The sequence below is a fragment of the Stutzerimonas chloritidismutans genome, assembly GCF_038562055.1.
In the GTDB taxonomy this organism is placed as follows: domain Bacteria; phylum Pseudomonadota; class Gammaproteobacteria; order Pseudomonadales; family Pseudomonadaceae; genus Stutzerimonas; species Stutzerimonas chloritidismutans_A.
In genome coordinates, this window is sequence record NZ_JBCFXD010000002.1 from 573483 (window position 1) to 586010 (window position 12528).

Consider the following 12528-nt stretch of genomic DNA (forward strand, 5'->3'; position numbering starts at 1 on the left):
AGGCCCAGCGCTATTTCCAGTGCTTATACTGCCGGTTTGCGCACATGGAGTGTCTGGGATGAAGCTTCCGCCGTTGTTCGCCGCCTGGCGTCAAACCCTGCGTTCGGGCTATGGTGTCCCGGCACTGCGCGGCGACATCACGGCCGGCTTGACGGTGGGCATTATCGCCATCCCCTTGGCCATGGCACTGGCAATAGCGGTAGGTGTAGCGCCGCAGCACGGCCTGTATACGGTGCTGGTTGCTGCCCCCTTGATTGCCTTGACCGGAGGCTCGCGGTTCAACGTGTCCGGTCCAACCGCAGCCTTCGTCGTCATCCTCCTGCCGATTACCCAGCAATTCGGCCTCGGCGGGTTGCTGCTCTGCACCATGCTGGCCGGCTTGATCCTGATCGCGCTCGGGCTGTTGCGCGCCGGCCGGCTGATCGCGTTTGTGCCCTACCCGGTCACGCTGGGTTTCACTGCGGGCATCGGCATCGTCATCGCCACCCTCCAGCTCAAGGACATGCTCGGACTGACCTTGAGCGAACAGCCTCAACATTACGTGGAACAACTCGGCCTGCTGGTAAGTGCGCTGCCCAGCGCCCAATGGGGTGACGCACTGGTCGGCCTGATCAGCCTTGGCGTGCTCATCGTCTGGCCGCGCCTGGTGCCCAAGGTGCCGGGCCATCTTATCGCCCTCGTTGTTGGCGCACTGGCGGCCATGGCGCTGGAGTCGATCGGACTGACCGTCGCCACGCTTGGCGAACGTTTCAGCTACGTGGTCGATGATGTGCAGTATCCCGGCATTCCACCATTTCTTCCGGATTTTGCATGGCCATGGCTATTGCCTGGCCCCGACGGCCGACCGCTGGTGCTGAGCTTCGAGCTGTTTCACCAACTGCTGGCGCCAGCGTTCGCCATTGCCATGCTCGGTGCCATCGAGTCCTTGCTCTGCGCGGTGGTGGCCGATGGCATGGCCGGCGGCAACCACGACCCGAACGCCGAACTTCTTGGTCAAGGCCTCGGCAACCTGGTCGCCCCGTTGTTTGGTGGCATCACGGCGACCGCCGCCATTGCTCGCACCGCCACCAACGTGCGCGCCGGCGCCTTCTCACCACTGGCGGCGATCATTCATGCCGGTGTGGTCCTGGTGGCGATTCTCTGGCTGGCACCGCTGTTCAGTTACCTGCCGATGGCTGCCTTGGCAGCACTGCTATTAATGGTGGCCTGGAACATGAGCGAAGCACCCCACGTCGTCAAAACACTGCGCATAGCACCGCGCAGCGATGTGCTGGTGCTGCTGACCTGCCTGAGCCTGACCGTCCTGTTCGACATGGTGCTGGCGGTGGGCGTTGGTTTGCTGCTGGCGGCCGGACTGTTCATCAAACGCATGAGCGAGCTGACCGATACCACTCCTCTGAACCTCGGGCAGAGCCCGATGCTCAAGGACCTGCCCGAGCACGTCGCCGCTTACGCGATTCGTGGCCCGCTGTTCTTCGGTGCCGCCGAAAAGGCATTGAGCGTGCTGCGAAAATTCAATCCAGAGGTGAAGGTTGTCATCGTCGACATCAGCGACGTGCCGATGATGGACATGACCGCCCTGGCGGCGCTGGAAAACGTTCTGTTGGACTACCGCAAGCAAGGCGTCGCCCTGATTCTGTCCGGGAGTAATGCCCGATTGCGGCTGAAGCTACGCCGCGCCGGTATTCACGCGCTCGAAGGACAGCTGTACCACGTGCGAGACCTGGCCCAGGCTCGGGCAAAGGCCTTACGCCTGTTACCCGCTCCAGCCGCAGCCGAGCCAGCTGTCTGAACAAAAAAAGCCGCTTGAGCTGAAGCGTGAAACGCTTATGCAGCTCGAGCGGCCGACCGATGGTTTAACCGGCGTGTTTCTGCAGGTTGGCCATCATTTCCTTCAGTGCTTCCATGTTGTCGGCCGGATGCGCTGCGTTCTCGAAATCGCAGATCTGCTGCCAGTTGGCCGCCACGTCCTCGGCATCGAAGCCGGCCTTCGGGTCGAAACCGGCACCCAGGCTGCGCTCCCAACGCACCTTGCCCATCCAGCCGCCACCGACTTCGAAAAGGCCGGAGGTTTCCTGGCATTGCTCGCTGGCGAGAAAGACCACCAGCGGGCTGACCAGCTCGGGCTTGAGCTGCTCGAAGACCTGCGGCGGGATCAGCCCTTCGGTCATGCGCGTGCCGCCTGTCGGCGCGATGGCATTGACCAGAATGTTGTTCTTGCGCCCTTCCAGGGCCAGCGTGCGGGTCAGGCCGTACAAGCCCAGCTTGGCCATACCGTAGTTGGATTGACCGAAATTGCCGTAGATACCGGAGGTAGACGCCGTGAAGATCACCCGGCCATAGCCCTGCTCGCGCATGTGCGGCCAGGCGGCGCGGGTCACCTTGTAGGCGCCCTCGACGTGTACGCGGTAGACCAGATCCCAGTCGGCGTCTTCCATCTTGTGAAAGGTCTTGTCGCGCAGGATGCCGGCGTTGTTCACCACCACGTCGATGCGGCCGAAGCTGTCCAGCGCATGCTGGACGATCTTTTCGCCGTCGGTCACCGAGTCATGATTGGCCACTGCAGTACCGCCGGCCTGACGGATTTCCTCGACGACCCGATCAGCAGCCGAGGCGTTGGCCCCTTCGCCCTGGGCACTGCCGCCCAGGTCATTGACCACGACCTTGGCGCCATGACGGGCGAACAGCAGTGCATGGGCACGGCCAAGGCCGCCGCCAGCACCGGTCACGATGACGACCTTGTCTTCGAAGCGAATGGCTTCACTCATGGAAATTCCTCCAGCGGATTATTGTTGGATGCGTCGCAAAAGCCTGTGGCGAGTGTCGGCGACGCCACAGCCGGCCACAATCAAACGGCCGCGAATGAATGCCCGACCATAAGGCTGCAGGATGATTGATAGCGTCAGGGCTGCAGCAGGAACGCGCGGATCGCCTCGGCGACTCGCAACGGCGCCTCCTCCTGCGGGACATGGCCGAGATCCTCGAACATGACCAACTCGCTGCCAGCGATATCGCTCTGGAAGCGGCGCGCATTGAGCGGCGGAATCAAGCCGTCGCGCCCGCCCCAGATGATCAGCGTCGGTGTCTGGATCAATGCGATTCGAGCGGTGTTGTCGAGGGCTGGCACCTGCTTGAAGCGTTCGCGCAACGCCTCACGATTGCCTTCACGCAGGGTCAGCTCGTAGTAGCGGTCGACCAGCTCCGGCGTCACCTCGTCGGGGTCGCCATAGACGCTGCGGGTGCTCGACTCGACCAGCCGGCGCGGGAGAATGTTGGTCATCAGCGGTGCCAGCCCCGGAACGCCGGCAAGCTTGAACCCGATGGGCACCGAGGTCGATTGACGAGGGTAGCCTGCCGCATCGATCAGCACCAGTCGCTCGACACGCTTCGGCTGGTCCAGCGCCATTTCCCAGGCGAGCTGACCACCGAAACTGTTACCGATGAGCACCGCACGTTCGACGTCCAGCCTGTCCAGCAAGGTCGAGAGAAACTCGACGTAGTGACTCATGCGGTAATTGCCGTCGGGAAAGGGTCCGGTCAAACCGAACCCCGGCAGGTCCAGGCTGATCACCCGCCGCTGCGGCTTCAGCGCCTCGACCACGCCTTCCCAGGTATGCAGACTAGCGGAGGTGCCGTGCAGCAGCACCAGCGGAACGGGGTCGTCACGCCGCCCCTCGTCGCGAACGTGCACCTGCATGCCGGATATCTCGATGAATTTGGACGGCTCCGGTGCCCAGCGTTCGGTCAGACTTTCGACCGACCGTGGCGGCGCCCAGTTGAGCGTCACCAGCACCGCAAGGGCCAGGACGAGCAGTACCACGACAGCAGCCACGAGTTGCAGAACGATTTTCACCCGGTTGTCCTTGTTTGCAGAAAACGTCCGTGATCTTAGGCGGAGTCACTGCGCGCGGCAAAGCAACCCTCTGATCAGCGAGCGGTGTTTCTGCCAATCGCAACGGCCTTCACGCAAGCGGTGCCCGAGCATAGTCGGTGATCAAGCGCGGGAGATTGTCCAGTGACTCGGTACACTGCGCCGCACCCAGCTGCAAGGCTTCTTTCGGCATACCGAAAACGACACAGCTGGCTTCGTCCTGAGCCACAGTACGGGCGCCCGCCTCGCGCATGGCCAGCAACCCACGGGCGCCGTCGTCCCCCATCCCAGTCATGATCACACCCAGCGCGTTATGCCCCGCATGACGCGCGACGGAGCGGAACAGCACATCCACCGAGGGCTTGTGCCGGTTGACTGGCGGGCCGTCGAGCACCTCGACGAAATACTGCGCGCCACTGCGCTTGAGCTGCATGTGTTTGCCACCCGGCGCCACCAGTGCCAGCCCGGAGCGCACCCGATCCAGATGACACGCCTCGCGCACTTCGATCTGACAGAGGCTGTCGAGACGCTGCGCGAAGGCGGCAGTGAATTTCTCCGGCATGTGCTGGACGATGACGATCCCCGGCGAATCCACGCGCAACTGTTTGAGCACCAACTCCAGCGCCTGGGTGCCCCCGGTCGAAGTACCCAGCGCCACGACCCGGTCGGTGGTAGTCAAGGCGCTGCTGGCGGGCGACTCCGCCGGGCGCACGGGTGACACCACCTGTGTTGATCGCGCAACCGCGACACGCGGGCGAGTTGCTGCGGCCTGCTGGATCTGCTTGATCAGGTCACTGGCCAGTTGCAACAGGCTGTCCTTCAGGCCCAGCCGCGCTTTGGTGAACACACCCACGGCGCCTGCAGCGAAGGCTTCGAGCGTGATGGCCGCGCCCGCCTCGGTCAACGTCGAGCAGATGATTGTCGGGGTCGGCCGCTCGGCCATCAGCTTGCGCAGAAAGGTGAGGCCGTCCATGCGCGGCATCTCGACATCGAGCACCAGCACATCTGGCCAGTTGCGCTGCATCTTTTCCAGCGCGAACAGGGGATCGGCAGCCTGCCCGATCACCTCGATGCTTGGGTGGTTCTCCAGGCAGGCCGACAACACCTGTCGCACCAACGCCGAGTCATCGACGATAAAGACCTTGATCATGCCGTGCCCTCCAGCAATTGAGGGGGAGTGAAGGATTGGCAGATCAGGCGCCCGTCCCGGCCGTCGGCCGTCAATCGCCGATAGCCCAGGCCACCAAGATGTTGCTCGTTAGCGCACCAGCCGAGCAGCGCAAATTGCTCTCGGGCGAACGCGATGTTCATGCGTCCGATCTGGACGGTGCCATGCCTGCCCGGCTGTAGGCAGGACCCGCCGCCGAAGAGACCTTTGCGATACTCACCCGGCGCCGTGCGGTGGCGGGCCATGTCCTGCTGCAGACGGACGAACACCGCCTCGCCGCAGCGCGTGTCGTCCCGCTCGAAGGCGCCACCGGGCACCACAAAATGGCTCACGGCAAGCAGCCGACGCTGGGGATGCCAAAGCACGACAGCCACGCACGAGCCGAGCAGCGTCACCACCGGCTCGGAATACTGGCCGAACAGGTACTCACCAGGCATGAGAAAACGGGGCGCAGTCATAGACGCTGAAACACCGAAGCCGCGACGCTGCGCAGCGGCAGCCCAAAGCCATGCAGGCTTTCGGCATGACCGATGAACAGCAGGCCGCCCGCGCGCAGGCGTTCGATCAGCCGCGCCACGATGGCGCGCTTGTCCTCGGCATTGAAATAGATGAGTACGTTGCGCAGAAAGATCACGTCGTAGCTGCCGATGTCCTCGGGTAATGGCCGCATCAGATTGAGCTCGCGGAAGCGCACCCGCTCGCGCAAGCCCTGGGCGAGGCGAAAAGCCCCTTCGTGATCGCCGATACCGCGCAGGCAATGGCGCTTCAGCCAGCCGGGCGGAAACTTGCTCGACTCATCCAGTGGATAGATCGCGGCCTCGGCCTTTTCCAACACCGTGCGACTGAGGTCGCTGCCGAGGATCGACCAGTCCGCCGGCCCATGTTCGGCCAGTACCATGGCCAGGGTATAGGGCTCCTCGCCTGACGAGCAGGCGGCGCTCCAGATACGCAGCGGCCCGCGCCGGCCGTCCAGCCAGCTGGCCAGAAACTGGAAATGCTGCGGCTCGCGAAAGAAATAGGTTTCGTTGGTGGTCAGCAGGTCGATCACCAGCCGCTGCTCGGCCTGCTTCGTCGGGTCCTTGAGCAGCAACAGGTAGTCGCGGTAGCTGCTCAGGTTCAGCGCGCGCAATCGGCGCATCAGGCGGCCGGCCACCAACGGGCGCTTGCTGTCGCTCAGATGGATGCCGGACGCCTCGACCATCAGCTGCTGCAGGAAGCGAAATTCCTGCTCGCCCAGCACCGGCAAGCCCGACGTCCGCATGTTCAACTCGCCTGTGCCATCGCCTGGCTGATCTGCAGGATGTCATCCAGCGACAACACCTTGCGCACGTCCAGAATGATGGTGAAACCCCGCTCATCGCGCGCCATGCCGGCGATGAACTCCGTGCGAATCCCAGCGCCGAATGCGGGTGCGGGCTCGACATCGTCGGCCTGAATGTCCAGTACCGCGTCAACCGCATCGACCACCAGGCCGATGCGCTGCACGGATTCGTTCAGTTCCAGCTCGATAATGACAATGCAGGTCCGCTTGCTCGGCACCGTGCGCTCCATACCGAAGCGCGCCGCCAGGTCCAGCACCGGCACGACATTGCCGCGCAGGTTGATCACCCCGTGGATGCACGCTGGCATCATCGGCACGCTGGTGATCTGTCCGTACTCGATGATCTCGCGCACCAGATCGATAGGCAGCGCGTAGCGTGCCTGGCGCACCCGGAACGACAGGTGCTGGATGTCAGCCGATGCGGTGCTGGCAGCACCGCTAACCTGTGGAAGGTTCATCTGCGCCCCCTTATGTGAAGCTGACGAACTGGCCGTCATCAGCCATGGCGGTCGGCTTGCGGATGCTGCGCACCGAGCGGTTGCCGCTGGCCTTGACGCTGGGCGCCTGTGGCTGGCGACCGAGGCCATGAGCAACCCCATCGCGCGCATCGAGCCGGAAGAAGCCGATCAGCTCCAGCAATTGCGAGGCCTGGGCGTTCATCTCCTCGGAGGTGGCAGCCAGCTCTTCAGAGGCCGAGGCGTTCTGCTGGGTTATCTGGTTCATCTGACCCATGGCGATATTGATCTGACCGGCGCCGGTGCTCTGCTCCTGAGACGCCGCGGTGATCTCCTGCACCAGGTCCGAGGTCTTCTGGATGTTCGGCACGATATCGTCGAGCAGGCGCCCGGCCTGTTCGGCCAGTTGCACACTGCTGCCGGCCACGCCGCCGATTTCCTGAGCGGCGACCTGACTCCGTTCGGCAAGCTTGCGCACCTCGGCAGCCACCACCGCAAAGCCCTTGCCATGGTCACCGGCCCGCGCCGCCTCGATGGCTGCGTTGAGCGCCAGCAGATTGGTCTGGTAGGCAATGTCGTCGATGATGCCGATCTTGTCGGCGATCTGCTTCATGGCAATGACCATGTCACGCACCGCACGGCCCCCGGCCACGGCATCGTTGGCCGCCTTGCCGGCGATGCTGTCGGTGATCTTGGCGCTTTCGGTGTTCTGCGCGATCGACGCGGACATCTGCTCGACCGAGGCGGTGGTCTGCTCGACGCCGGCCGCCTGCTCGCTGGCCGCCTGGCTCAGCGATTGCGACGTGGCACTGACTTCCTCAGAGGCCGAAGACAACGAGTCGGCGGCGCTGCGCACATCGCCCATGACGCTGCGCAGGCGCTCGGTCATGTTTTTCATGGCGTTGAGCAGCTGCCCGGTTTCATCCTTGCTGTCGGACTCGACCTGGATGCCGAGGTCGCCAGCGGCGAGCGAATCAGCCACCGACACCGCGCGGTTGAGCGGTCGGGTAATGCTGCGGGTCACTAGGATGCCGATGCCGAAGCCGAGCACGGCGGCGATGATCACCAGCGCGATCATCTGGGTGCGCGAGTCAAGGTAGATGCCGGTAATCTGCTCATTGGCCTCTTTGGCACGCGACACCTTGCGCTCGACCAGCGCCGTCAGCAGGTCGTCGGCCTTGTTTCCGGTTTCACGCAGTTGCGGCAGCATCACCGTCAGTTCGTCGGCCGGGCGCACCTCGCTGGATGCCTCGCGCAACTTGAGCACCTGCTCGACGGTTTGCACATAAGCGGCCATCGGCTCGCTGAGCGCTTCGAACTGGGCGATGCCCTCGGCAGTCACGAAGCTCGGGCGGGTGAGCTCGATAAACTCGTACATCTTGTCAATCGCGGCGCGGGTCTGCCGAATGGCAAAATCACGCTCTTCCAGACTGGTGGCCAGCATGCTCGAGCGCAGGCCACGGCCGACATAGACCAGCTGCACATTGGCCGACTGAATATTGTTTAACGCGATCAATTCGCGGTCATACATCTGGTCCGACAGCTCGTTGACCTGCTCGAGCTTATGGATACCCAGCGTGCCGACCGTGACGGTCATGGCCACCACGATCAGAAAGCCCGCGATCAGGCGCGTCCCTATTTTGAAGTTACCGAATACATTCATGGGTGTTTCTCCTTACTGGCCTGCGAGGTCCTGGCGGGGTTGGCTGATGCGCTGGGCAGCAGGATTCGCGTCGACGTGGTTTTGCAGGTAACGGAACAGACTGGGTATATCCAGGATCAGGGCGACCTGCCCGGTTCCCAGGATGGTGGAGCCACCAATGCCTTGCAGGTGCTGGAACAGCTGCCCGAGCGGCTTGATGACGGTTTGCAGTTCACCGTGAAGGTGATCGACGATCAGCCCGGCCTGTTGCCGGCCCTGGCTGACGACAATGACGTTGCGACGTTTGCCGTGGCTTTCCGGCAGGTTGAAGTGGGCCGCCAGTGACAGGCAGGGCAACGGCTTGCCGCGCAGGTTGAGGTAGCCGTAGGCGCCGGAGCTCAGCTGTTCGGTGTCCATTTCCAGGCACTCGGTGACCATGTCCAGCGGGATCACGAAATAGTCGTCGCCGAGGCTGACGAGAAAGCCGTCGATGATCGCCAGGGTCAGCGGCAAGCGAATGCGGAAGGTGCAGCCATGCCCTTCGCGTGAATCGATCTCGATGGTCCCGCGCAAGGCGTCGATGGCGCTGCGCACCACATCCAGCCCCACGCCCCGGCCGGACAAGTCGGACACGCTCTCGGCAGTGGAGAAACCGGCGGCGAAGATGAGCGCCTGGATATCGGCCTCGGGGAGGTTCGCCTGGGCATCGATCAGCCCACGGGCAATGGCTTTTTCGCGGATACGTGCAGTGTTGAGCCCGCGCCCGTCGTCAGCGACTTCGATCACGATCATCCCCGACTCGTGATAGGCGTCCAGGCGCAGATGACCCTCGACCGTTTTGCCGGCGGCAACACGACCGTCGGCCGATTCGATACCGTGGTCGATGGCGTTGCGCACCAGGTGCGTCAGGGGGTCGGCCAGCTTGTCGATGACCGCCTTGTCGAGTTCGGTGTCGGCACCACGGATCTCCAGGCGGATGTCCTTGCCCAGTTGCTGGCTGACGTCGCGCACCACACGCTGGAAGCGGTTGAAGGTGTCGCCGATCTCGATCATGCGCAGCTTCAGCGCGGCCTCGCGGATCAGCTCGACGTGCTGGTTGACCGTCTGGGTGCTCTCGATGCACCCCGCGTCGCCATGCGAACGGGCGCGCAGCTGTGCGCCCGCCGCGCTGATGACCAGCTCACCGACCAGGTTGATCAGCTCGTCCAGCTTGTTGGCTGCTACTCGGATCTGGCTGCTTTCCTGGCTGCGCTTGTCGCGCGCCACCTGCTGCTTGGCCAAGGCGGCGTTGACCACCTGGGGCGCGACGATGCCTTCATTGACCAGCACGGTGCCCAGCGGCGGCTTGACCTCGACCGTTTCCGCGGCCTGCAGGGCCAGGCCTTCCTCCAGTTCGCGCTCGGTCAACAGACCACTGGCGACCAGAATCCGGCCGATCTGCGCATCCGTTTCCGGCAAATCGTGGATCAGCTGCAGGTAGTCTTGCAGCTCACTGGACGGCGGCAGGATGCGCAGGGTGCAGAAGTCCTCGATGAACTCGAAGACTTCTTCGATCTCGGCCTTGCCGGCCGGGGTGCACAGCGCAATTTCCAGCCCCAGGTAGCAGCTCTCGGGCTGCAACTCGGCCAGCGACGGCAGCGATTGCGTGATCGTCTGCAGATGCAGGATGTCGCCCAGTCGGCTCAGGAAGCGGACAAACGAGCTGGGCTCGAAGCCGTTGCGCAGCAGATCGGCGTGAAACCGCAAGGAAATGTGCCAGGCGCCATCGGCTTCACAGCTGGCGCAGCGCTCCAGCTGACCGCGGCTGTTGCAACTGTCCTCGGGCAGCATGACCACCGGAATGTGGTGCATCGGCGGCGGCGCGTCGGTGCAACTGGCGAGCTCGGCCAGCAGGGGTTGCTGGCGACTGTCGTCGACCAGTAACTCGCCCTTGTCGGTGTCGATCAGCTCGATCATCGCGCTGATCTCATCCAGGCAACGCAGCATCAGCGAAATCAGTGCTGGCGACAGGCTCTGAGCGCCGTCACGCACCGCCATCAACAGGTTTTCCAGATGATGGGTAAAGCCCACCAGCGGCCCCAGCGAAAACAGGCCCGCCGAACCCTTGAGCGTGTGCATTGCGCGGAACAGCCCGTTGATCGCCTCTTCGTCGGTCGGGCACTCGTCGAGCAGCAGCAGGTACTCTTCGGCCTGCTTGGCCAGGTCACGGGCCTCTTCGACAAAGCTCAGCAGCAGCTGGCTCCATTGTTCGCCATCAAGCATCACGGTTTCCTTTCAGCGATGGGCCAGTAGGACGTCGGGGTACAGGGTTTCCAGGCGCAACAGCTCGAGCACCTCGGTCACAGCGGCGGCCGGACCCTGCACCTTCAAACTGCCGCCGGCCGCCTCGAAATGACGCTGGGTAGCGAGCAGCAGCTGCGCCCCGGCGGTGTCGAGGTCTTCCAGCGCTTCGAGGTCGAGCAGGCAGGGGCGCGCCTCCGGCGTGGCCAGCATGCTGAGCAACGTCGTGTGCGCCTCGCCGACCTCGTAGATGGTCAGGCTGCCGGTCAGGCAGAGCCGGGTCGGCTCCACGCTGCGGTCGTAGGTGATTTCGAGCATGTCAGCCGACCAGCTTGTCGACAGCGGTCAGCAACTGCTGCGGCTGGAACGGCTTGACGATCCAGGCTTTGGCCCCGGCCGCCTGGCCCTCGGCCTTCTTGCCCTGCTCGCTTTCGGTGGTGAGCATGACGATGGGGGTAAAGCGGTAGGCCGCGTTGGCCTTGACCGCCTTCACCAGCCCGATGCCATCGAGGTTGGGCATGTTCACGTCGCTGATGATCAGGTTGATCTTCTGCCCGTTGAGCTTGGTCAGCGCGTCCTTGCCATCGACGGCTTCGATGACCTGATGGCCCGCGCCGGTGAGGGTCATCTTCACCAGCTGGCGCATGGAGAGCGAGTCGTCGACGATGAGAATGGTCTTGGCCATGTGGAGCTCCTTGTTGAATCAGAAAAAGGTCACGTCGTCGCCGGAGCTCTTGCTACGGGTCTTGCCGTGGCGCTCCTCGTCTGTGGTGAAGTGCTGGTGCAGCTCGCGCAGCCAGCGCTGCGGGTCGCTCACGCTGCCATCGCCGACGCGCACGGCCTGATCCAGGCGTTGCATGTCGTGCTGCAGGTGGTCGAGCATCTGGTCGGTGCGGTCCTGAAACTGCAGGCTGACGACGATTTCCTCGATGGTCGCCTGGGTGACGCGGGTCTCCTGCTGCAGCTGCAGCGAGGTAACCGAGAGCTCGTTGAGGCTCTGCCCCAGCCCCTGCATGACGTCGCCCGCCACACTGTCGAGGTAGCTGAGGTTGTCGCGCTCGCTGGTGGTCAGCTCGTCGGCGGCGGTCACGGTGGCGCGGATCGCCTGGTTGATCTCACTGACCTTGTTGCCCATCTGCTGACCGGTCTCGGCTGACAGCGTCGACAGCTTGCGCACCTCGTCGGCCACCACCGAGAACCCTCGGCCGTAGTCGCCGGCACGGGCCGCCTCAATGGCGGCATTGAGCGCGAGCAGGTTGGTCTGGCTGGCAATGTCCTGGACGTGTTTGGCCATGGACTGCAGTTCTGCGGCGTACCCGTTGAGGTCGGCGATGGTGCCCAGCAATTCGGCCTTGCGGCCGCTGGCGGCATGGAACGCCGAGGTCACTTCGTTGAGTCGGTTCTGCGCCTGACGCAGGCTGCTGGCCATGCCGTCGCCGCCGATCACGTTGTCCGACTTATTCAGGGTCTGGCTGAGCCGATCCGACAATCCGGCGAAGTGCTCGAACAGCTGGCGCACACTGTTTTGCTGGATGGCGCGCACCTGGCCGAGGTTCTTGTCCCAGGTCGGCAACACGGCATTGAGCAGCGGCTCGACCGCTGGGGCGTCGGCCGACGTTGCAACCACTGGCTCGGAGTTGATCGCCGCGCGAGGGGCTCGCGGCTTGAGAAAAACTGCCGCGGCCACGCACACAGCGCTGCCCGTGCCAGCGATCCAGGGCGAGCCCAGGGCCAGGCCGGCAAGCCCGATGGTGATTCCAATCCAGAGTGCAGGGTAGGCAAACACGGTGC

12 protein-coding genes are annotated in these 12528 nt (G+C 63.8%); 1 reads left to right on the top strand and 11 read right to left on the bottom strand.

Features of this window, described 5'->3' with window-relative positions; genetic code table 11:
* The first annotated feature begins 58 nt into the window (after positions 1-58).
* Positions 59-1792 (top strand): C4-dicarboxylic acid transporter DauA, encoded by a 1734-nt coding sequence (gene dauA, locus AAGW23_RS06150; RefSeq protein WP_342405437.1) that lies wholly within the window; start codon positions 59-61, stop codon positions 1790-1792.
* 64 nt (positions 1793-1856) lie between these two features.
* On the opposite strand, the gene AAGW23_RS06155 is transcribed toward dauA, so the two are convergent.
* The 11 genes from AAGW23_RS06155 to AAGW23_RS06205 form a co-directional block, all read right to left on the bottom strand.
* Positions 1857-2768, bottom strand: coding sequence for an SDR family oxidoreductase (locus AAGW23_RS06155; RefSeq protein WP_342405438.1), 912 nt, complete (start codon positions 2766-2768; stop codon positions 1857-1859).
* Between the two features lie 134 nt (positions 2769-2902).
* Complete coding sequence (locus AAGW23_RS06160; RefSeq protein WP_342405439.1) at positions 2903-3853, bottom strand: alpha/beta hydrolase; 951 nt, start codon at positions 3851-3853, stop codon at positions 2903-2905.
* Positions 3854-3962: 109 nt separating this feature from the next.
* Positions 3963-5021: a chemotaxis response regulator protein-glutamate methylesterase gene (locus tag AAGW23_RS06165; RefSeq protein ID WP_342405440.1), complete on the bottom strand. Its 1059-nt coding sequence runs from the start codon at positions 5019-5021 to the stop codon at positions 3963-3965.
* Positions 5018-5497, bottom strand: a complete 480-nt coding sequence (locus AAGW23_RS06170) for a chemotaxis protein CheD (protein ID WP_342405441.1) — start codon at positions 5495-5497, stop codon at positions 5018-5020. The genes AAGW23_RS06165 and AAGW23_RS06170 overlap by 4 nt, the downstream gene beginning before the upstream one ends.
* Positions 5494-6300 carry a protein-glutamate O-methyltransferase CheR gene (locus AAGW23_RS06175; protein WP_342405442.1) on the bottom strand — a complete coding sequence of 269 codons (807 nt, stop codon included), beginning with the start codon at positions 6298-6300 and terminating at the stop codon, positions 5494-5496. The genes AAGW23_RS06170 and AAGW23_RS06175 overlap by 4 nt, the downstream gene beginning before the upstream one ends.
* A gap of 2 nt (positions 6301-6302) precedes the next feature.
* Positions 6303-6818 carry a chemotaxis protein CheW gene (locus AAGW23_RS06180; protein ID WP_342405443.1) on the bottom strand — a complete coding sequence of 172 codons (516 nt, stop codon included), beginning with the start codon at positions 6816-6818 and terminating at the stop codon, positions 6303-6305.
* A 10-nt stretch (positions 6819-6828) separates the two neighbouring features.
* On the bottom strand, positions 6829-8478 hold the full coding sequence (locus AAGW23_RS06185) for a methyl-accepting chemotaxis protein (RefSeq protein WP_342405444.1): 1650 nt from the start codon (positions 8476-8478) through the stop codon (positions 6829-6831).
* A 12-nt stretch (positions 8479-8490) separates the two neighbouring features.
* Entirely contained in the window at positions 8491-10719 is a 2229-nt protein-coding gene (locus AAGW23_RS06190) for a chemotaxis protein CheA (protein ID WP_342405445.1), read from the bottom strand.
* A 12-nt stretch (positions 10720-10731) separates the two neighbouring features.
* Entirely contained in the window at positions 10732-11055 is a 324-nt protein-coding gene (locus tag AAGW23_RS06195) for an STAS domain-containing protein (RefSeq protein WP_313085171.1), read from the bottom strand.
* A gap of 1 nt (position 11056) precedes the next feature.
* Positions 11057-11422: a response regulator gene (locus AAGW23_RS06200; protein WP_021205875.1), complete on the bottom strand. Its 366-nt coding sequence runs from the start codon at positions 11420-11422 to the stop codon at positions 11057-11059.
* A gap of 18 nt (positions 11423-11440) precedes the next feature.
* Positions 11441-12166 (bottom strand): methyl-accepting chemotaxis protein, encoded by a 726-nt coding sequence (locus AAGW23_RS06205; protein ID WP_425540813.1) that lies wholly within the window; start codon positions 12164-12166, stop codon positions 11441-11443.
* Between the last annotated feature and the right edge of the window lie 362 nt (positions 12167-12528).